16 protein-coding genes and 1 other RNA gene are annotated in these 21,427 nt (G+C 61.7%); 9 read left to right on the top strand and 8 right to left on the bottom strand.

Annotated features, from left to right (window positions below):
- Positions 1-24 precede the first annotated feature (24 nt).
- The 3 genes from ACK59L_RS16525 to puuE are packed head-to-tail and all read right to left on the bottom strand — an operon-like array spanning position 25 to position 2,019.
- Positions 25-528, bottom strand: coding sequence for an ureidoglycolate lyase (locus tag ACK59L_RS16525; protein ID WP_023535901.1), 504 nt, complete (start codon positions 526-528; stop codon positions 25-27).
- 49 nt (positions 529-577) lie between these two features.
- Complete coding sequence (uraD, locus tag ACK59L_RS16520; protein WP_144967052.1) at positions 578-1,093, bottom strand: 2-oxo-4-hydroxy-4-carboxy-5-ureidoimidazoline decarboxylase; 516 nt, start codon at positions 1,091-1,093, stop codon at positions 578-580.
- Positions 1,093-2,019 carry an allantoinase PuuE gene (gene puuE, locus ACK59L_RS16515; RefSeq protein WP_058604792.1) on the bottom strand — a complete coding sequence of 309 codons (927 nt, stop codon included), beginning with the start codon at positions 2,017-2,019 and terminating at the stop codon, positions 1,093-1,095. The genes uraD and puuE overlap by 1 nt, the downstream gene beginning before the upstream one ends.
- Positions 2,020-2,391: 372 nt before the next feature.
- Between puuE and uraH the strand changes: the two genes are divergently transcribed.
- Together uraH and ACK59L_RS16505 are read left to right on the top strand one after the other, a co-directional pair.
- Complete coding sequence (gene uraH / locus ACK59L_RS16510) at positions 2,392-2,745, top strand: hydroxyisourate hydrolase (RefSeq protein WP_196135324.1); 354 nt, start codon at positions 2,392-2,394, stop codon at positions 2,743-2,745.
- Positions 2,746-2,922: 177 nt separating this feature from the next.
- The gene (locus ACK59L_RS16505; protein ID WP_409274779.1) at positions 2,923-3,687 is read left to right on the top strand and encodes an RHS repeat-associated core domain-containing protein; all 765 of its coding nucleotides are present in this window, start codon (positions 2,923-2,925) and stop codon (positions 3,685-3,687) included.
- A 122-nt stretch (positions 3,688-3,809) separates the two neighbouring features.
- Here the strand turns inward: ACK59L_RS16505 and ACK59L_RS16500 are convergent, their stop codons facing one another.
- The gene (locus ACK59L_RS16500) at positions 3,810-5,159 is read right to left on the bottom strand and encodes an NCS2 family permease (RefSeq protein ID WP_409274777.1); all 1,350 of its coding nucleotides are present in this window, start codon (positions 5,157-5,159) and stop codon (positions 3,810-3,812) included.
- A gap of 299 nt (positions 5,160-5,458) precedes the next feature.
- Here ACK59L_RS16500 and ACK59L_RS16495 point away from each other — a divergent pair, with 299 nt between their 5' ends.
- Positions 5,459-6,214 carry a GntR family transcriptional regulator gene (locus ACK59L_RS16495; protein ID WP_144967048.1) on the top strand — a complete coding sequence of 252 codons (756 nt, stop codon included), beginning with the start codon at positions 5,459-5,461 and terminating at the stop codon, positions 6,212-6,214.
- Positions 6,215-6,246: 32 nt separating this feature from the next.
- On the opposite strand, the gene guaD is transcribed toward ACK59L_RS16495, so the two are convergent.
- The 4 genes from guaD to xdhA all read right to left on the bottom strand — a co-directional run bounded on the left by guaD (position 6,247) and on the right by xdhA (position 12,339).
- Entirely contained in the window at positions 6,247-7,557 is a 1,311-nt protein-coding gene (gene guaD / locus ACK59L_RS16490) for a guanine deaminase (RefSeq protein ID WP_058604796.1), read from the bottom strand.
- A 10-nt stretch (positions 7,558-7,567) separates the two neighbouring features.
- Positions 7,568-8,413: a xanthine dehydrogenase accessory protein XdhC gene (gene xdhC, locus ACK59L_RS16485; protein WP_409274774.1), complete on the bottom strand. Its 846-nt coding sequence runs from the start codon at positions 8,411-8,413 to the stop codon at positions 7,568-7,570.
- An 82-nt stretch (positions 8,414-8,495) separates the two neighbouring features.
- On the bottom strand, positions 8,496-10,892 hold the full coding sequence (gene xdhB, locus ACK59L_RS16480; protein ID WP_409274772.1) for a xanthine dehydrogenase molybdopterin binding subunit: 2,397 nt from the start codon (positions 10,890-10,892) through the stop codon (positions 8,496-8,498).
- A complete protein-coding gene (xdhA, locus tag ACK59L_RS16475; RefSeq protein WP_182140668.1) occupies positions 10,885-12,339 on the bottom strand; it encodes a xanthine dehydrogenase small subunit in 1,455 nt (484 codons plus the stop codon). The genes xdhB and xdhA overlap by 8 nt, the downstream gene beginning before the upstream one ends.
- 268 nt (positions 12,340-12,607) lie before the next feature.
- Between xdhA and ACK59L_RS16470 the strand changes: the two genes are divergently transcribed.
- From ACK59L_RS16470 to ACK59L_RS16445, 6 genes are all read left to right on the top strand, one after another.
- Entirely contained in the window at positions 12,608-13,267 is a 660-nt protein-coding gene (locus tag ACK59L_RS16470) for a GntR family transcriptional regulator (protein WP_167338465.1), read from the top strand.
- A gap of 3 nt (positions 13,268-13,270) precedes the next feature.
- A complete protein-coding gene (smc, locus tag ACK59L_RS16465; RefSeq protein WP_409274769.1) occupies positions 13,271-16,762 on the top strand; it encodes a chromosome segregation protein SMC in 3,492 nt (1,163 codons plus the stop codon).
- A 204-nt stretch (positions 16,763-16,966) separates the two neighbouring features.
- Positions 16,967-17,857: a cell division protein ZipA gene (gene zipA / locus ACK59L_RS16460; protein WP_409274767.1), complete on the top strand. Its 891-nt coding sequence runs from the start codon at positions 16,967-16,969 to the stop codon at positions 17,855-17,857.
- A 224-nt stretch (positions 17,858-18,081) separates the two neighbouring features.
- A complete protein-coding gene (ligA, locus tag ACK59L_RS16455) occupies positions 18,082-20,412 on the top strand; it encodes an NAD-dependent DNA ligase LigA (protein WP_409274765.1) in 2,331 nt (776 codons plus the stop codon).
- 214 nt (positions 20,413-20,626) lie between these two features.
- Positions 20,627-20,723: signal recognition particle sRNA small type (ffs, locus tag ACK59L_RS16450), an RNA gene on the top strand.
- A 466-nt stretch (positions 20,724-21,189) separates the two neighbouring features.
- Positions 21,190-21,427: hypothetical protein (locus ACK59L_RS16445; protein WP_409274763.1), on the top strand; the 238-nt coding region annotated here is incomplete at its 3' end.

Below are 21,427 nucleotides of genomic sequence, written 5' to 3'. Positions count from 1 at the left end.
TGCCCTGGCATGACCGACCTTTTCTTATTGGTGGGGGTTGAGGATCAGCATCTGTTCCTCGCTGAAGTAATGCTCATCGCAGTTGTTGCCAGAACCACTGCGATCAACCACCAGGAAGTCATCCCGCTTTTCGATCGTCAGCACCGGGTGGTGCCAGACGCCGCGATGGTAATTGACGCCCTGCCTGCCGTTGCTGCGGAAGGCGCGGACCAAGCCTGATACAGGTGCATCGCCAAGTGGCGCGACCACGATCAGAAAGGGGTTGCCGAGCAGCGGAATGAAAGCCTGGCTGCCCAGCGGATGGCGTTCGAGCATGCGTACGGTCAGCGGCATTTCCAACGCGTCGGCGCGGAAAATACTGATGATCGCCTTGTCTTCGGGCTCGGCGGTCTCGACCGTGGCGAGCTTGTGAAAGCGCATGGTCGAGCCGTTGTTGATCATGAAGTGGTCGCTGCCGTCGGTTTCGATCACGTCACCGAAAGGGGCGAAGGCTTCTTTGGTCAGGGGCTCGATCATCAAGGTGCGCATGCGGTTATCTCTTCTATTGTTCGTTGTTCTGTTAAGAATCGTCGGTCGCTTACAGCTGTTGCAGGCGGAACAGGGCGATCTGGTTGATCTGCTTGAGCGCCTCGGCGAACTCGGCCTTGGCATCGTTGTGGATGCGCTGTTCGAACGAGGCCAGGATCTGGTGCCGGTCGCTGCCCTTGACGGCCATGATGAACGGGAACTGGAACTTGGCCTTATACGCCTCGTTGAGCGAGGTGAAGCGCGCAAATTCCTCGGCGGTGCATTGGTGAATACCGGCTCCGGCCTGTTCGTTGGTGCTCGAGGCGGTCAGTTCACCCTGGACGGCAGCCTTGCCAGCCAGGTCCGGGTGGGCGTTGATCAAGGCCAATTGGTCGGCGTGGGGTGCGCTCAGCAGTATGTCGCTCATACGCTGGTGCAGTGTGTGCACGTTGTCCAGCTCGTCCAGTTGACCGAGGTCGTAGGCCTTCTCGGCGACCCAGGGCGAGTGCTCGTAGATGTCGGCGAAGGCGTGGACGAACGCGTCACGGTCAAGGGTGGACGGCTTGAGGGTCTTGAAGGTGGTCATTAGACGGCCCCTTTCTGGTACGGGTGGGTGGCTTGCCAGTGGCGGGCGATGTCGACGCGGCGGGCGAACCATACCTGCTCGTGGCTTTTGGCGTAGTCGACAAAACGCTTGAGCGCTGCCAGGCGTGCCGGCCGACCGACCAGGCGGCAGTGCAGGCCGATGGAGAGCATCTTCGGCGCCTCGGCGCCTTCGGCGTACAGCACGTCGAAGGCGTCCTTGAGGTATTGGTAGAACTGCTCGCCACAGTTGAAACCCTGGACTTGGGTGAAGCGCATGTCATTGGTGTCCAGGGTGTAGGGAATGACCAGGTGCGGCTTGCCGGTGGGGTTGTTCGGCTCCCAGTAGGGCAAGTCGTCGTCATAGGTGTCGCTGTCGTAGAGAAAGCCGCCTTCTTCCATGACCAGTCGGCGGGTGTTGGGGCCGGTGCGGCCGGTGTACCAGCCCAGCGGGCGTTCGCCAGTGATTTCGGTGAGGATGCGGATGGCTTCGAGCATGTGCTCGCGCTCCTGGGCCTCGTCCATGTACTGATAGTCGATCCAGCGGTAGCCGTGGCTGCAGATTTCATGGCCGGCCTGGACCATGGCGCGGATCACGTCGGGGTGGCGCTGGGCGGCCATGGCCACGGCGAAGATGGTCAAGGGAATGCCGCTGTCCTTGAACAGTTTGAGCAGGCGCCACACGCCTGCGCGGCTGCCGTATTCGTAGAGCGACTCCATGCTCTGGTTGCGCACGCCCTGCAACGGCTGGGCAGCGACCATCTCGGAGAGAAAGGCTTCGGACTCCTTGTCGCCGTGCAGGATGTTGCGCTCGCCGCCTTCTTCGTAGTTGAGCACGAACGACAGGGCAATGCGGGCATTGCCCGGCCATTGCGGGTGAGGAGGGTTATTGCCGTAACCGATCATGTCGCGAGGGTAGTCAGCGCTCACTGCAGTCTTCCTTCTTGTACGTGTGGGCAGGGTGGCGGGCCGCGGCGCTGTGTCGCACCACCGGATGCGATGATTGTATACAACTTATGAATTCTTTTGTAAGTCTGAATTTCCGTATTTCTGGCCAGGTGTCGTGTCTGGATGCCTTGCAAGAAACCTGCCCACTTGGTCAGCTAAGCACGATGAAGACGCTATGCCCCGTATTGTTGCCGCTGAAGCCATGGTCTGTTGGCTAATTGGCTGGGCGAGCAAAAAAATTGTGTACAATTTTTATTGCAAATGTCTTAATTATGCGAATTCAAGCCGCACGCTGCCCCGCTTCGGGTCACTGGCGTGCGTACTTGCCCCTGGCAAACAAGAGGCGACATGCAGATGGGACGTTTGACCACTCACGTACTGGACGCAGCCCACGGCTGCCCAGGCAGCGCAATCAAGGTGGAGTTGTACCGTATCGAAGGCAGCCAGTTGACGCTGGTCACCTCGGCGCTCACCAACAGCGATGGCCGCGTCGACGCGCCATTGTTGCAAGGCGATGACTACCGTTCGGGTGTCTACCAGCTGCAGTTCAATGCTGGTGACTACTACCGTGGGCGTGGCGTGGCGCTGCCTGAGCAGCCGTTTCTGGATGTGGTGGTATTGCGCTTTGGCATCGATGCGCAGCAGGAGCACTACCATGTCCCGCTGCTGATTTCGCCGTACAGTTATTCGACCTATCGTGGAAGCTAGTTGGTCGCTAGAAGAATCTTCGTAGGTCCTTGCCCGCTCTCACTCTGGCGGGCTTTTTTGCTTCCGTTGCTTGCTAGCGCGCTGGGTTCAAGCCACTGATATTAATGCCAGTTTTCATACAGCCACCCTAGCTCATACCATGGACTCCCAACCCTATGAGCTATTTCAGCGATTAAGATGCCTACTTCCTATACACCCTTCGGTATCTCCAACCTATCGGCTGAAGCCACTCATGCAGTGGGGTTTACCGGTCAGCGTCATGATCATGTTCTACACGGTTATCATCTGGGGAATGGAACGCGGGTATACAGCCCTTGCTTGATGCGGTTCCTTAGCCCTGATGCATTAAGCCCTTTTCTCAACGGCGGCATCAACACCTACGCCTATTGCTTGAATGACCCTGTTAATGGGCAAGATCCTACGGGCCGGGCTCCGTTCTTCAATAATGTATTCAAAGCAGGTATTCAGCGGGTTCAGCAGGCGTACAAACGATTGGCATTCCCACGTAATGATGGGCTTCTGAACAATAACCAATCTCGCCACCTTGGCGAGGAAATGATGTTCGCAAAGCAGTCCGTCAAGGCTGCCACTGTAGAATACCGGGTCATCCAAAGTAGCAACGGCTTGGCCCAGCTCGAATCTTCGAAGGTGCACAAATTTGTATTCACTGCCGAGCATAAGCTTGTCGCATTCAGTGCGCCGAATGATGACATTATGCCTTCCCACGCTGCACTCGGTGAGTTTTCAGGACTCGGCCATGGAACCAAAGGCCTTGGCGAAAAGGTAATTTCCGCAGGTTATATCAAGAAAGACAGCGCAGATTTAGTGTACCTAGATCACTACTCTGGGCATTTCCAACCCGGCTTCGAGCACTTGTATGTGGTTCAAGAATATCTCGCATCGCTTGGCGTTCGATCGAAACTGATTCGGCTAGGCATTTGATTCAATTCTCAAACGACTTACCTCATTGAGCATTGCGCTTCGTACCTACTGTTATGCATGTGCAGAGGTGTAGCACGTGACAATACGAACCGGGTGCACTTGCCCCCGGTTCACTGTGCTTCCTAGAGGAACACGAACTTGGCGATGAAGATCGCACACAGCACCCACAAGCTGGCAGAGATCTCCTTGTACTTACCCGTACCGGCCTTTAACGCCACATAGCTGATGAAACCAAGCGCAATGCCATCCGCCACTGAGAAGGTCAGCGGCATCATGATCACCGTGACAATCGCCGGAATGCTGTCGGTCGCCTCGTCCCAGTTGATGTGCGCCATGCTGCTCATCATCAGCATCGCGACGTAGATCAAGGCGCCAGCGGTTGCATAGGCGGGGATCATGCCAGCCAGCGGTGCAAAGAACATGGCAGCAATGAACAGGACGCCCACCACCACCGCCGTCAGGCCGGTGCGCCCTCCGGCGGCTACCCCCGCGGCACTTTCCACATAGCTGGTGACCGGCGGCACGCCGACCACGGCGCCGAACACGCTCGAAGCACTGTCGGCCTTGAGCGCTTTGGACAGGTTCTCGATACGGCCGTCGGGGGCCACCAGGTTGGCCCGCTGCGCCACGCCCATCAGCGTCCCGGCGGTGTCGAACATGTGCACGAACAGAAACGCCAGGACCACACTGATCATGCTCACGTTGAACACGCCCGCCACGTCCATGGCCATCCAGGTCGGCGCCAGGCTGGGCGGCATCGACACCACGCCGCCAAACTTCACCAGCCCCAGGCCCCAGCCCGCCAGCGTCACGCCGATGATGCTGATCAGGATCGCACCGAATACCCGTTTGTAGCTGAGGATGGCGATCATCAGAAAACACACCGCCGCCAGCAGCGGGCCTGGCTCATGCAGCGAACCGAGCTTGATCAGGGTGGCGGGGCTGTCGACGATGATGCCTGCGGTCTTCAGGCCGATCAGGCCGAGGAACAGGCCCACACCGGCGCCCATGGCATGGCGCAGGCTGACGGGGATGCTGTTGAGCAGCCATTCGCGCACCTTGGACAGTGTCAGGAACATGAACAGCACGCCGGAAATGAAGACCGCGCCCAGTGCCGTTTCCCAGTTGTAGCCCATGGTGCCGACCACGGTGTATGTGAAGAACGCATTGAGGCCCATGCCCGGGGCCAGGCCCACAGGCCAGTTGGCATACAGCCCCATGAGCAGGCAGCCGAGGGCGGCGGCGATGCAAGTAGCCACGAAGGCTGCGCCATGATCGATGCCGGCATCGGCCATGATGTTGGGGTTGACGAAAATGATGTAGGCCATGGTGATGAAGGTGGTCACCCCGGCGATCAGCTCGGTCTTGACGGTACTGCCGTGTTGCCTGAGTTTGAAAATGCGCTCCAGCCAACCCGTGGCGGGCGGTGAGGCGATGTCCAGCGTAGGGACTTCGGTTTTGCGGCTTTCCACAGCGAGTACTCCTCAAGTCTTTCTTGTTGTTATGGAGCCCGGGGTCCTGAGCAATGCACTTGGCGGCTCCGCGAGGGCGGCAACTGGCCAGCGGCATGCAGTGCCGTAGCGTATTGTTGACCTTAAGGTCAGGAAGTTGCCTGAGCGATTATGCTTTTGTGTACAAAGAAAGCAAATACTGTTTTATGTTTTGTATGCCGGTTGAGGTGAACAATCGCTATATGCGTTAAAGCGCGCCTGCAGAAACGGCTCAGCCTGTGTACAATGACGCCATACTTTCCTTCGTGCCTCGAGAGCCCATGAACGAACAGCTGCAACCCCTGAAAAAACCCGCGCGTGCTGGCAAGGCCGGTCGCAGTGGTACCCAGGACGACATTGTCTATGCGCACATCTTCGAGGCCATCCTGGAGCAACGTCTGGCGCCGGGCACCAAGCTCAGCGAAGAGGCGCTGGGCGAGATTTTCGGCGTCAGCCGCACCATCATCCGCCGGGCCCTGTCACGGCTGGCCCACGAGAGCGTGGTGCTGCTGCGGCCCAATCGGGGTGCCGTGGTCGCCAGCCCAACCGTGGAGGAGGCGCGCCAGGTGTTCTTCTCGCGGCGCATGGTCGAGCGTGCCATCACCGAGCTTGCTGTGGAGCACGCCACGGCCGAGCAGCTGGCCGAGCTTCGGCAGATGGTCCGCGAAGAGCGCGACAGTTTTTCCCGAGGGGATCGCGGCGCCGGCATCCGGCTGTCCGGCGAGTTTCACCTCAAGCTTGCCGAGGCGGCGGGCAATGCGCCGTTGGTGAGCTTCCAGCGCAGCCTGGTATCGCAGACCTCGCTGATCATCGCCCAGTACGAGAGCGGCAATCGTTCCCACTGCTCGTACGACGAGCATCTGCAGCTGATCGATGCCATCGAAGCGCGTGACGCCGCCCAGGCCGTCAGCCTGATGATGCATCACATGGACCACATCGACAGCAAGCTGAACCTGGACGAGGAGAGCGCCTCGGACGATCTGCATGCGGTGTTCTCCCATCTGCTGAAAAAGCCCAAGGTCGCGGTCAAGAACTGACCATTCGCCTGGGCTCGCAGCCAGCGCGAACCTTACCCTTCGCGCTGATGCACGCAACGCCCGGCCGCATAGGTTTCACGAACCGTGCGGTCGTCGCCCAGGGTGGTCAGCACGAACAACGTTTCCTCGATGCTTCTGGACTGCTGCAGGCGATAGTCCAGCAGCGGCGTTGCCTTGTAGTCCAGCACCACGAAGTCCGCGTCATTGCCCGGGCGCAGGCTGCCGATCCGGTCATCCAGGCGCAGCGCGCGCGCACCGCCCAGGGTCGCCAGGTAGAGCGACTTGAAAGGGTGCAGGCGTGCGCCTTGCAGCTGCATCACCTTGTATGCCTCATTGAGCGTGTTGAGCAGCGAGAAGCTGGTGCCGGCGCCCACGTCGGTGCCCAGGCCGACATTGACCTTGAAGCGCTCCGCCTGAGGCAGGTTGAACAGCCCGCTGCCCAGGAACAGGTTGGAGGTGGGGCAGAACGCGACCGCCGAGCCCGTCTCGGCCAGACGTTGGCATTCTTCGTCGCACAGGTGCACGCCATGGGCGAAGACCGAGCGCTCGCCCAGCAGTTCGAAATGGTCGTACACATCCAGGTAGCCCTTCTGTTCCGGGAACAGCGACTTGACCCAGTCGATTTCCTGAAGGTTCTCCGACAGGTGCGTGTGCAGGTAAACGCCTGGGTGTTCCTTGAGCAGTTGGCCCGCCCGTGCCAGCTGCTCTGGCGTGCTGGTCGGTGCGAAACGCGGAGTGACGGCATAGTGCAGGCGGCCTTTGCCATGCCAGCGCTCGATCAGCGCTTTGCTCTGGGCGTAACCGGACTCGGCGGTGTCGGTCAGGTAATCGGGGGCGTTGCGGTCCATCATTACCTTGCCAGCGATCAGACGCAGGTCCAGGCGCTCGGCTGCTTCGAACAAGGCGTTGACCGACTCGGGGTGCACGCTGCCGAACACCAGGGCGGTGGTGGTGCCGTTACGCAGCAGCTCCTTGAGGAAGATCTGCGCCACCTGGTCGGCATGGTCCTTGTCGGCAAATTGCTTCTCGCAAGGGAAGGTGTAGGTGTTCAACCAGTCCAGCAACTGCTCCCCGTAGGAGCCGATCATGCCGGTCTGGGGGAAGTGGATGTGGGTGTCGATGAACCCTGGGGTGATCAATGCGTCCTGGTAGTGCTCTACCGGTATGTCGGCGTCCAGGGTCGGCAACAAGTCGCTGGCATGGCCCACGGCCTGGATGCGTCCGCCGTCGATCACCAGCAGGCCGTCTTCGAAATACTCATGGGAAGCGTCCAGGCCTACCTCGGCCGGGTCGGCGATGCTGTGCAGGATGGCGGCTCGGTAGGCTTTGCGGGTAACGGTCATATCTCACTCGTCAAATGGCTTGGCTGCGCCGTGAAGGCGGCAGCAACTGGGCAATGGGGCCGGCGTTGGCGGCAGCGTCGTGCTGGCCGAAGCGGGCGTTGTAGGTGGCGATGATTTCGCCGGCGATGGACACGGCGATTTCGATGGGCAGCTTGCCCTTGACCTCGGTCAGGCCCGTCGGGCACCGCATGCGCGCCACCAGGGCGGGGTCGAACCCGCGCTCGCGCAGGCGATGCTCGAACTTGACCCGCTTGGTCTTCGAGCCGATCAGGCCGAACCAGGTGAAATCGTTGCGCTTGAGGATGGCAGCGGTCAGCTCCAGGTCGAGCTGATGGTTATGGGTCATGACGATGCAGTAGCTACCCGGCGGCAGGTCTGCCACTTCGTCGACCGGTTCCTCGCTGACCACGCGCGTCACGCCGGCGGGAATCTGGGCAGGGAATTCCTGCTCGCGCGAATCGATCCAGCGCACCCGGCAGGGCAGCGCGGCGAGCAAGGGTACCAGAGCCCGGCCGACATGGCCCGCGCCGAACACGGCGATCTGCGCCTGTACGGCGGCCATGGGTTCGAACAACAACACTGTCACACCCCCGCAGCACTGGCCGAGGCTGGCGCCAAGACTGAAGCGTTCCAGGTGCGGGGTACCGCGGTGCTCGCCGAGCATCTGCCGGGCGATGTGCAGCGCCTTGTATTCCAGATGGCCGCCGCCGATGGTGTCGTATGATCCGCAGGCGCTGACCACCATCTTCGAACCGGCATTGCGCGGGGTGGAGCCGCGTTCTTCGATGATGGTCACCAGTACGCAGGCCTCGCCGCGGGCTTGGTGTTCGGCCAGGGCGTTGATCCATTGGTGCATGATGCAAGATCCTCATCTGGGGGTGCCTGTTCGGGCCTTCTCGCCGACTTGCCGGCAATGGGCCCGAACAGGCAACGCACCTTCAATTGTTCACTGCGTCCAGTTCCTGCAGCGCAGGTTGCAGGGTGGCCGCCTTGCGCATCTGCTCACAGCCCCACAACACCCGCTCCGGCGTGGCAGGGGCATCTATGTTCGGTTGCACGCGGTAGTCGGCAAGGCTGGCCACCGCATCCTTGATCGCGCACCAGGCGGCGATCCCGAGCATGAACGGCGGCTCGCCCACGGCCTTGGAATGGAACACCGTGTCCTCCGGGTTCTTGCGGTTCTCCACCAGCTTGACCCGCATGTCCAGCGGCATGTCGGCCACCGCTGGAATCTTGTAGCTGGCCGGGCCGTTGGTCACGAGTTTGCCCTTGGCGTTCCACACCAGCTCCTCGGTGGTGAGCCAGCCCATGCCTTGAATGAACCCTCCCTCGACCTGTCCGATGTCGATGGCCGGGTTCAGCGAGTCGCCCACATCGTGCAGGATGTCGGCGCGCAACATCTTGTACTCGCCGGTCAGGGTGTCGACGATCACTTCCACACAGGCCGCGCCAAAGGCGTAGTAGTAGAAGGGGCGCCCCCGTGCCTGGCTGCGGTCATAGAAGATCTTTGGCGTGCGGTAGAACCCGGTGCTCGACAGCGACACCTGACCGAAATAAGCCTGCTGCACCAACTGCTCGAAGCTGACGATCTGGTCGCGCACACGCACGTGGCCATTACGGAACTCCACGTCTTCCTCGGTGACCTGGTAGTGCCTGGCAGCGAATTCGGTCAAACGTTTCTTGAGAATCTCGGCTGCATGCTGTGCGGCCTTGCCGTTCAAGTCAGCCCCACTGGAAGCGGCGGTAGGGGAGGTGTTGGGTACCTTGTCGGTGTTGGTGGCAGTGATCTGGATCCGGTCGATATCCACCTGGAAGACCTGGGCCACCACCTGCGCCACCTTGGTGTTCAGGCCCTGGCCCATTTCAGTGCCGCCGTGGTTCAGGTGGATGCTGCCATCGGTGTAGATATGGATCAGCGCCCCTGCCTGGTTGAGGAAGGTGGCGGTGAACGAGATGCCGAACTTGACCGGGGTCAGCGCCAGGCCTTTTTTCAGGATCGGGCTGCCGGCATTGAAGCGGCCGATGGCCGCCCGCCGTTCGGCGTAGTCACTGCTGGCTTCAAGCTCGGCGGTCATCTCCTCGAGCATGTTGTGCTCGACGGTCTGGTAATAATGGGTGACGTTGCGCTCGTCCTTGCCATAGTAGTTGGCCTTGCGCACGGCCAGGGGGTCGCGGCCAAGGTGCCTGGCGATGTGGTCCATCACCTGCTCGATGGCGACCATGCCTTGCGGCCCGCCAAAGCCCCGGTAGGCCGTGTTCGACGCGGTGTTGGTCTTGCAGCGGTGCCCGTGGACGGTGGCATCGCCCAGGTAGTAGGCGTTGTCGGAATGGAACATGGCGCGGTCGACGATCGAGCCGGACAGATCCGGGGAGTAGCCACAGTTGCCGGCCAGGTCCAGGTTGATGCCGTGCAGGCGACCCTGGTCGTCGAAGCCCACGTCGTACTCGACGTAGAAGGGGTGTCGCTTGCCGGTCATGGTCATGTCCTCGACCCGCGGCAAGCGCATCTTCGTCGGTTGCCCGGTCAGGCGGGCGATGACGGCGCACAGGCAAGCCGGGCTCGCGGCCTGGGTCTCCTTGCCGCCAAATCCGCCGCCCATGCGGCGCATGTCCAGCACCACCTTGTTCATGGGTACATCGAGCACTTCGGCCACCAGTTTCTGCACCTCAGTGGGGTTCTGGGTCGAGCAGTAGACGATCATGCCGCCGTCTTCGGTGGGCATCACCGAGGAAATCTGGGTCTCCAGGTAGAAGTGTTCCTGGCCGCCGATGTGCAGGGTGCCTTGCAGGCGATGCGGGGCGCTGGCCAGGGCTGCAGCGCTGTCGCCGCGCTGATGGGTGTGGCTGTCGAGCACGAAGTGCCGCTTGCGCAGCGCCTCGACCACATCGAGCACCGGTTCGAGGTCCTCGTATTCGATGACGGCGGCCATGGCGGCGCGGCGTGCGGTGTCCAGGTCACGTGCAGCCACGGCCAGGACCGGCTGGCCGAAGAACTCGACCTTGTCGATGGCCAGCAAGGGATCGCCTGCCACCACCGGTCCAATGTCCTTGAGCCCAGGAATGTCCTGATGGGTGATCGCGATGCGCACCCCTTCGAAGGCGTAGCAGGGTGTGGTGTCGATGCGCAGGATGCGCGCATGGGCACGGTCTGCGGTACGTGCATAGACGTGCAGCTGGTTGGGGAATTCCAGTCGGTCGTCGATGTACAGCGCTTCGCCGGACACGTGCTTGTCGGCGCTGTCGTGCTTGACGCTGCGCCCGACCCCGGTGGTCAGGTCCTGGCGGAACAGGTCGGCCATTTCGGCCTGGCTTTTGGGCACATGATGGTTAGACATAAGCGGTCACCCGGGTTTCGATGTGCGGCGTTTGCAGTTCGATGAAGTACTTGCGCAGCAGGTTCTGCGCGGTCAGCAGGCGGTATTGCTGGCTGGCGCGGAAGTCGCTGAGCGGGGTGAAGTCCTCGGCCAGGGCCTGGCAGGCGCGCTCCACGCTGGCCTTGTTCCAGGGTTGGCCCAGCAACGCCGCCTCGCAGGCACGGGCGCGTTTGGGGATGGCCGCCATGCCGCCGAAGGCGATGCGTGCGCCGCTGACCACCCCGTGCTCGATGCTCAGGTTGAACGCTGCGCACACCGCCGAAATATCATCGTCCAGGCGCTTGGAAACCTTATAGGCGCGGAACGTCCAGTCGTGCCGGGCGAGGGGTACCAGGATCTTCTCGATGAACTCGCTGTCCTGCCGGGCGGTGATGCGGTAGTCGATGAAATAGGCTTCCAGCGGCATCGTGCGCTGGCGCTCGCCCTGGCGCAGGACCACCTGGGCATCCAGCGCGATCAACAAGGGCGGTGAGTCACCGATGGGCGAAGCGTTGCCGATGTTGCCGCCCAGGGTGCCCTGGTTGCGGATCTGCAGCGAAGCGAAGCGATGCAGCAGCGCGCCGAAGTCCGGGTATTGGGCGTTCAACGCCTGGTAGCAGTCGGTGAGCGGGGTGGCAGCACCGATTTCAAGATGGGTGGCGGTCTGCTCGATCCGCTTGAGCTCGGCCACATGCCCCACGTAGATCATCACTGGCAGGGTCTTGTGCATTTGCGTGACTTCCAGCGCCAGGTCGGTACCGCCTGCAAGCAACCGGGCTTCGGGGTGCGAACTGTACAGCTCGGCCAGGTCGGCGACGGTCAGCGGGACCAGGCAACGTTTGTCGCCACTGTTCAGCTCGCCGGTCTGCGACGGTGCAATGGCCTTGAGGCGGGCGATGGTCTGCGCTTGCTGGGCATCGAACTGGTCAGGGCAGGGCTGCCGGCAGCTCTGCTGGGCGGCGTCGAGGATGGGCCGGTAACCCGTGCAGCGGCACAGGTTGCCGGCCAGTGCTTCCTGGGCCTGATGCACGTCGGCACCTTGACTGTTCTTTTGCAGGGCGAACAACGACATCACAAAGCCTGGCGTACAGAAACCGCATTGCGACCCATGGCAGTCCGCCATGGCTTGTTGCACGCTGTGCAGCTGGCCTTGGTGCTTGAGGCCTTCGACGCTGATCAGTTGCTTGCCGTGCAGGCTGGACACGAACGTCAGGCATGAGTTGAGGCTGCGATAGCGCAAGGCATCGTCGCCGGCGTCGTCCTGGGTCAGTTCACCGATCACCACGGTGCAGGCACCACAGTCACCGCTGGCGCAGCCCTCTTTGGTGCCGGGTTTGCCCAACTGCTCGCGCAGGTATTGCAGCACGGTCATGTTCGGGTCCAGGGCGTGCTCGCTGCGCAGCTCCTGGTTGACGAGAAACTGGATCACGGGGATGGCCTCGCAATGGTTTTATTGTTGTTGGGCCGACTCTAAGCAACACCTGTCGCGCGGGTCAATGTTTTTCTGACTCAAAGGTCAGGAAATCGTCCGGCGGCCGGCCCACCCTGGTTGATGATGCTTACACCAAGCATAGATCGCGCCGGCCCGGCAGCTGTCCGGGTGGTCAAATAAACCCCGATACACCGCTGCGCTTCCCAGGGGCAAGTAGGCTACAATCCGCCCCCTTGTGTCCCGTTCAGTGATTTGAAGGAAAACCATGACGTTCAAGGCCCCGGACAGCCTCGCCGAGCAGATTGCCGATTACCTGGCCGAGCGCATCATCCGCGGCGAACTGGCGCCTGCAGAGCGTATCCAGGAACAGAAGGTGACCCAGGCGCTCAACGTCAGCCGGGGTTCGGTGCGCGAAGCGCTGCTGATCCTTGAACGTCGCCACCTGGTGGCGATATTGCCGCGCCGGGGCGCCCACGTCACCGAACTGGACGAGCGCAGCGTGCGCAGCCTGTGCACGCTCATGAGCGAGTTTTACATCCTGCTGGGCAACGCGGTTGCACAACGCTGGCGCAGCGAAGACGAACTGCGCCCGTTTCTGGACATTCAGCAGCGTCTTCATGTGGCGCATGCCGCACGCGACATCGAGGCGTTCGTGGCCGAGAGCTTCGAGGTGATGCGTGCTGCCTACCCCTTCGCCGACAACCCGTTCCTGCAGGAAACCGTCGAGAACCTGCAGCCAGCCATGAGCCGCGCCTATTACCTGTCCCTGGACCAGCGCCAGGCGAACATGGTCGATTACCTGGGCCTGTTCGGTCATTTGCTCGAGGCGGTGGTGCTGCGCGACTTGCCGCGCATTCGTGAAGTACTCACCGCCTATGGCCAGCGCAGTTGCGAACTGGTACTGGCAGCGCTGGCCCGGCCCTGACTGATGCGTCTGAAGTGCATCCGCCTGGCAGGGTTCAAGTCTTTCGTCGACCCCACCACCGTCAACTTCCCGAGCAACATGGCGGCGGTCGTGGGCCCCAATGGCTGTGGAAAGTCCAACATCATCGACGCCGTACGCTGGGTGATGGGCGAAAGTTCGGCAAAGAACCTGCGTGGCGAGTCGATGACCGACGTCATCTTCAACGGCTCCAGCGGCCGCAAGCCGGTCAGCCAGGCCAGCATCGAACTGGTGTTCGACAACAGCGAGACTACCCTTGTGGGCGAGTATGCCGCCTACGCCGAGATCTCGATTCGGCGCAAGGTCACCCGCGACAGTCAGAACAGCTATTACCTCAACGGCACCAAGTGCAGGCGTCGGGACATCACCGATATCTTCCTGGGCACAGGCCTTGGGCCTCGCAGCTACTCGATCATCGAACAGGGCATGATCTCCAAGCTGATCGAAGCCAAGCCCGAGGAACTGCGCAATTTCATCGAGGAAGCGGCGGGTATCTCCAAGTACAAGGAGCGTCGCCGCGAAACTGAAAACCGCATCCGCCGAACCCAGGAGAACCTGGCGCGCCTGACCGACCTGCGCGAGGAGCTGGAACGCCAGCTCGAACGCCTGCACCGTCAGGCCCAGGCGGCCGAGAAATACCGTGAATACAAGGCGCAGGAACGCCAGCTCAAGGCGCGCCTGGCGGCGTTGCGCTGGCGCGAGCTGGACGAACGGGTTCGTCAGCGTCAGTCGGTGATCGGTAACCAGGATGTGTCCTTCGAGGCGCTGGTGGCCGAGCAGCGCAATGCCGATGCCAGCATCGAGCGGCTGCGTGACGGTCATCATGAGCTGTCCGAGCGCTTCAACCAGGTGCAGGCCCGGTTCTACTCGGTGGCCGGCGACATCGCCCGGGTCGAGCAAAGCATCCAGCACGGCCAGCAACGTTTGCGCCAGTTGCAGGACGATTTCAAGGAAGCCGAACGCACGCGCCAGGAAACCGAATCGCACCTGGGGCATGACCGTACGCTGCTGGCAACTTTGGCAGAAGAACTGGCCATGCTCGAGCCCGAGCAGGCGCTGACCCTGGCGGCTGCCGAAGAAAGCGCTGCCGTGCTGGAAGAGGCCGAATCAGGCATGCACGGTTGGCAGGAGCAGTGGGACACCTTCAACAGTCGCTCGTCTGAACCGCGTCGTCAGGCCGAAGTGCAGCAGGCGCGCTTGCAGCAGTTGGAAAGCGGCTTGGAGCGCCTGGCCGAGCGTCAGCGCAAACTCACCGACGAACAGGTGCAGTTGGGCGAAGACCCGCAAGACGCGGCCATGCTGGAGCAGGTTGAGCAGTTGGCCAGCAGCGAGTTGTCGCTCGAAGCACTGCAACTGGAGGAAGAGGAGGTTATCGAGCGCCTGGAAACGGTGCGCCAGGCGCTGCAGGAGGCCGGGCTGGCTCAGCAACAGGCCCAGGGTGATGTGCAACGCCTGGGCGGGCGCCTGGCATCGCTGGAAGCCCTGCAGCAGGCAGCCCTGGACCCAGGTGCTGGGGTGGGCGAATGGTTGCAGGGGCAGGGGTTGGCAGACTGCCCTCGCCTGGCACAAGCGCTGCGCGTTGAGCCCGGGTGGGAGCTTGCGGTGGAAACCGTGTTGGGCGCCGACTTGCAAGCCGTGCTGGTGGACGACTTCGCACCGTTGGATCTGGCGGGCTTGCAGCAGGGCGATGTGAGCCTGCTGCTCGCGGCTTCCGCCAGCCAGGCGGTGCCTTCGGGCAGTCTGCTGGACAAGGTACAGGGCCCCGTCGACCTGGCGCCATGGCTGGGCCAGGTCAGGCCCGTGGAAGACCTGGCCGAGGCCTTGGCCTTGCGTGCTGCGTTGGGCGAAGGGCAGAGCCTGGTCAGCCGCGATGGCTACTGGGTCGCCCGCCACAGCCTTCGTGTGCGCCGCGGTGGCAGCGGTGAAAGCGGGGTGCTGGCGCGCGGTCAGGAGATCGAACGGCTCGAGCACAGTCAGCGTGAGCAGCACATCGCCCTGCAGCAAATTGACCAGCAGCTGCACACCCTGCGTGAACAGCAGCAGCACCTGGAAGCGCAGCGCGAGCAGGTACGCCGTCGCGCCCAGGAAGAAAGCCGCCTGCAGGCCGAACTCAAGGCCAGCTTGTCAGCCAACCGTGCCCGTGCCGAACAGGTCGCGCTGCGCCGCCGCCGTTTGGAAGAAGAGCTGGCTGAGCTCGACGAGCAGCGCGCCCTTGAGCATGAGCAACTGGGCGAAGCCCGTTTGCTGTTGCAGGATGCCCTCGAACTCATGGCCCAGGACACCGATCAGCGCGAAGTGCTGCTGGCCCAGCGCGACCGGCTGCGTGAGGGCCTGGACCGCATTCGTCAGGAAGCCAGGCAGCACAAGGACCATGCCCACCAGCTGGCCGTGCGCCTGGGGTCGCTGCGCGCCCAGCATGACTCCACGCGTCAGGCCCTGGAACGCCTGGAGCTGCAAGCGGCCCGTCTGAGCGAGCGACAGGAGCAGCTGAGTCTGAACCTGGAGGAGGGGGAGGCGCCGTTGGAGGAGCTGCGGCTCAAGCTCGAAGAGCTGCTGGAACGGCGAATGGGTGTCGACGAAGAAAGGCGCCAGGCACGCCTGCAAATGGACGAGGCCGACCGCGAACTGCGCAATGCCGAAAAGCGCCGCACCCAGGCCGAGCAGCAGGCTCAGTTGCTGCGTGGTCAACTCGAACAACTGCGCCTGGAGTGTCAGGGCCTGGAAGTGCGGCGTACCACATTGCAGGAGCAGTTGCTCGCCGACGGTTACGACTTGCAGGGCGTTCTCGCCACGGTCGAGCCCGACGCTACCGAGGCCGGCACCGAGCAGGCCTTGGAGCAACTCGATGCCCGTACCCAGCGGCTGGGCGCGATCAACCTGGCCGCCATCGAGGAGTACGAACAGCAGTCCGAGCGCAAGCGCTACCTCGATGCCCAGGATGCTGACCTGGTCGAAGCGCTGGACACGCTTGAAAACGTCATTCGCAAGATCGACAAGGAAACCCGCCACCGCTTCAAGGATACCTTTGATCAGATAAATGCCGGATTGCAGGCACTTTTCCCAAAAGTTTTCGGCGGCGGCAGCGCTTATCTGGAACTGACGGGCGAAGATCTACTCGATACAGGGGTGACGATCATGGCGCGACCACCGGGCAAGAAGAACAGCACCATTCATCTGCTGTCCGGTGGCGAAAAAGCACTGACCGCCTTGGCGCTGGTGTTTGCCATCTTCAAGTTGAACCCCGCACCGTTCTGCATGCTCGATGAAGTCGACGCACCGCTGGACGATGCCAACGTCGGGCGGTATGCCCGGCTGGTGAAGGAAATGAGTGAGAGCGTGCAGTTCATTTACATCACGCACAACAAAATTGCCATGGAAATGGCCGACCAGCTGATGGGGGTCACCATGCACGAGCCGGGCTGTTCGCGCCTAGTGGCCGTGGACGTGGAGGCGGCCATGGCGATGGTCGATGCGTGAAACCTGTGGTCGAACGGCACAATCTTCATTGAAATGCCCCTGTCATGTGAGACAGACGGTGTAAAGTTGTCTTTGGTCGTGCTAGCTTTATGTCACTCGTTTTCTGCGTGGGTAAAACGCCTGTCAGAACATAGGCTTGGCGCCACGTGTTAAAGGCCTTTGAAGCCTTTGTTTTCAGCATATTTATTAGAGGCACGGGATTACATGGAAATCGGTCTGCGCGAGTGGCTGATCCTTATCGGCATCATTGTCATTGCCGGCATTCTTTTCGACGGCTGGCGCCGTATGCGCGGCGGCAAGGGTAAGTTGAAATTCCGTCTGGACCGCAGTTATGCCAATGCGGCGGACGATGAAGGCGGTGGTGCCGAAGTGCTCGGCCCACCCCGCGTGCTCGACACCCACAGGGAGCCTGAGCTGGACGAAAGTGATCTTCCGTCGCTCAGTGCCTCGGACCGGGATCGTGAGCGCGAACCCAAACCTGCCAAGGTCAGCAAGTGGCCAAAACGCCCGGCGGCTGCAGAAGCGCCGCGCGTTGACGCAGGCTTCAGCGCGCCTTCCCGTGAAGCGGATATCGTGATCGACGACGAGGACGACTTCGTGGCGGACAAGGGGCGTAGCCCATCCCCTGCAGCGGCCAACAACAGCGTCAAGGAGCTGCCGCCGGCCGAGGAAGTGCTGGTGATCAGCGTTATTTCCCGTGATGAGGGTGGGTTCAAGGGCCCGGCGTTGCTGCAGAACATTCTGGAAAGTGGCCTGCGGTTCGGCGAGATGGACATCTTCCACCGCCACGAGAGCATGGCCGGTCACGGCGAAGTGCTGTTCTCCATGGCCAATGCCGTCAAGCCTGGCATCTTCGACCTGGATGACATCGACCATTTCAGCACGCGTGCGGTGAGCTTCTTCCTCGGCCTGCCAGGCCCGCGCCATCCGAAGCAGGCCTTCGACGTCATGGTGGCGGCAGCTCGCAAGCTGGCCCATGAGCTCAACGGTGAACTCAAGGATGACCAGCGCAGCGTGTTGACGGCGCAGACCATCGAACACTACCGCCAGCGCATCGTGGAATTCGAGCGCCGTGCCCTGACCCAGAAGCGCTGATAAATCCAGACGAAGAGCAGCCTCGGGGCGTGCTGGTCGGTTCAGGCCTCTTGCTCATCGACTCGGCTTTCGGCAAGCGAGCCCGCTTCACGGTTTCACCGCAGCCTTTGAAGGCTGTGGCGAAACCGTGGAGCGGGCTCGCTGCCTAAGGCACAAGGCGATGACGAGACCTGGCTCTCCAGAGGCTGCCAGGCTGCTCTTTCGTTTTGCAAGAGAAGCTCAAAATGACCGCTGAAACCCGCATTCACGAACTGCGTGCCGAACTCGACCAGCACAACTACCGCTACTATGTGCTGGACGAACCCAGCGTGCCCGACGCCGAGTACGACCGGCTGTTCAACGAACTCAAGGCGCTGGAGGCCGAGCATCCCCACCTGGTCACGCCCGACTCGCCCACCCAGCGGGTAGGTGGGGCGGCCCTTGCCGCATTCAGCCAGGTTCGTCATGAGGTCCCCATGCTCAGCTTGGGTAATGCCTTCGAAGAGGCTGACCTGCGTGAGTTCGGTCGCCGTGTGACGGAAGGGCTGGACCAGCCAGGCGCGGTGGATTTCAGCTGCGAGCCCAAGCTCGATGGCCTGGCGGTCAGCCTGCTCTACCGTGACGGTCACCTGGTGCAGGGTGCCACGCGAGGCGACGGCACCACGGGTGAAGACATCAGCGCCAACGTGCGTACCGTGCGCAACATTCCGTTGAAGCTGCACGGGCAAGGCTGGCCTGCGGTGCTGGAAGTGCGCGGTGAGGTGTTCATGAGCAAGGCCGGCTTCGACCGGCTCAATGCGTCCCAGGCCGACCTCGGCGGCAAGACCTTCGCCAACCCGCGCAATGCCGCGGCAGGCAGCCTGCGTCAGCTGGACTCCAAGATCACTGCCAGTCGCCCGCTGGAATTTTGCTGCTACGGTGTCGGCCAGGTGTCCGCACCTGTGGCCGACAGCCATATCGCCACGCTGGAGCAGCTCAAGACATGGGGGTTGCCGATCAGTCGCGAGCTCAAGCACGCAGCCGGCATCGAGCAGTGTCTGGACTATTACCGCGACATCGGCGAGCGGCGTAACAGCCTGCCTTACGAGATCGATGGCGTAGTGTTCAAGGTCAACAGCCTGGCCGCACAGCGTGAGCTGGGTTTCCGTGCCCGGGAACCGCGCTGGGCCATCGCCCATAAATTTCCGGCGATGGAGGAGCTCACCGAGGTACTGGACGTGGAGTTCCAGGTGGGGCGTACGGGCGCGGTCACCCCAGTCGCCCGCCTGAAGCCGGTCAAGGTCGCCGGTGTGACGGTGTCCAATGCCACCTTGCACAACATGGACGAGATCGCCCGCCTGGGCTTGCGCATTGGCGATACGGTCATCATCCGCCGCGCAGGCGACGTGATCCCGCAGGTGATGCAGGTGGTGCTGGAGCGTCGCCCGGAAGGGGCGCGTGAAGTGCAGGTGCCCAGCCAGTGCCCGGTATGCGGCTCGCATGTGGAGCGCACCCAGCTGGTCAAGCGCAGCAAGGGCAGGGAAGTGACCAGCGAGGGGGCCGTGTACCGCTGTGTCGGTCGCCTGGCCTGTGGGGCGCAGCTCAAGCAGGCGATCATCCACTACGTCTCGCGCCGGGCCATGGACATCGACGGGCTGGGTGAAAAAAGCGTGGAGCAGTTGGTGGACGAGGGCCTGATTGCCTCGCCTGCCGACCTTTACACGCTCACGTTCGACCAAATCGTCGGCCTCGAAGGTTTTGCCGAAGTGTCCAGCCGCAAGCTGCTCGATGCCATCGCCGCCAGCAAGCAGCCGACCCTTGCCCGCTTCATCTATGCCCTGGGCATTCCCGATGTCGGTGAAGAAACCGCCAAGGTGCTGGCCCGCTCACTGGGCAGCCTGTCGCGCGTGCAACAGGCATTGCCGCAGGTGCTCACCTATCTGCCAGACATTGGCCTGGAAGTGGCCCATGAGATCCACAACTTCTTTGAAGACGAACACAACCAGAAGGTCATCCGCCAGTTGCTGGACAGCGGCATGCAGTTGCAGGACGAAGGCGAACTGGCCGCGGAGTTCGCCGCCAGTACCACCCTGGCCGACATGCTCGCCAAGCTCGACATCCCCTCGGTAGGGCCTACCGGCGCGCAAAAGCTGGTGATGCGCCTGGACAGCCTGGACAAGATCATCGCCGCCGACGGCATCGACCTGCGCCAGGCGCTCAATACGCGCCAGGCAGAGGCTGTACGCGCGTTCTTCAGGGATGAAGCCAACCAGCGTCTGGCCCATGCCATCGAGGCGCAGCTGCTGGCCTTCGGCATGCACTGGCGCAGCGAGAAAAAGGTGGCCGAGGGGCTGCCTCTGGCGGGCCAGACGTGGGTGCTGACCGGCTCCCTGGAACGCATGAGCCGCGACATCGCCAAGGAGAAGCTCGAAGGCCTGGGGGCGAAAGTGGCGGGGTCCGTTTCTGGCAAGACCCACTGCGTGGTGGCAGGGCCGGGTGCCGGGTCGAAGCTGGCCAAGGCCAGCGAGCTGGGCGTGAAGGTGCTCGATGAAGAGGCGTTCGTGGCGTTTCTTGCCCAGCAGGGCATCGAGGTCTGATAACTCTGGAGCCGTGTTGGTCCGGTGCGTGATTGTCGGCACTTGGCCATCTTGGCGTGCGGGGGTGGCTGGCGAGGTGTTTGACCGCGTGGCGCGCGCTAGCCAGACAAGTCATTGAGAAATGATGACTTTTTCTGCTGCAGAGGTTGTATCTGGGCTCAGGACCGGTACAATGGCGCCACTCGCTGTTCAGCGAGACATGTAGTGGTGGCCCTGTCGGTCCTCCCGCATTGATTACCCGTTAACCTGGTCAGGCCCGGAAGGGAGCAGCCATAGCGGGAACATCGAGTGCCGGGGTGTGGCTGGCGGGGCTGCCTCCATTACGCAAGTCCTTGATTTCTCAAGGATTTCTTTCTCAAAAAATCTTGAAGTGTGGCAGCGTTTAGGTACGCCTGAGTGGTGCACCATATCGAGCATGCTAGCTCCGCCCTCCTTTATATCCAATCGTCCCTCGCGTCAGTACAGCATTGCCACATGATCAGCATGTGCAACCGCCATAATTCGCCGCGATTCTCAATTGCTATCACGGCGTAGTGCCACTGCGATGTCGCATCTGTGCAAGGAGCGATATATGGGGCGTAGGGCTGAGAGTTTTTTCACGGGGCATTTTTGCAGCGCATGATCAGCTGGGCCTAGGAAGGTGGCAAGGCTGTTATCAGTGCGTCTCTGTAATGATCCATGATGGCGTAGGAAGCAAATCTGTCTGGCTTGGTGGCTCTCATGTCATTGCTTGATTCTGTTAACGAGATTTACATACGCTCAGTAGAGCAGCTGGACATGATCGTCAAGCTTGTAGATGTTTTAGGTAGTGCATCAAATCACTACGGATCTATTATCACGGTTCTGATCACCGCCTGCCTTCTATATTTTTTCAAAGCTATATTTACGACTACGCCCTCTTGCTCTGGAACCTATCACACTAAGTCTACTGTAGTAGAGTCGACGTGGAATCCATACAAGGGGATGAATGCTTTTCATACAGTTATCGTTTCATGCAATGGTAACGAGATTACAG

Source organism: Pseudomonas sp. KCJK9111 (assembly GCF_046231935.1).
Taxonomy (GTDB): Bacteria; Pseudomonadota; Gammaproteobacteria; order Pseudomonadales; family Pseudomonadaceae; genus Aquipseudomonas; species Aquipseudomonas parafulva_B.
This window is presented reverse-complemented; position numbering and strand designations above follow the sequence as displayed.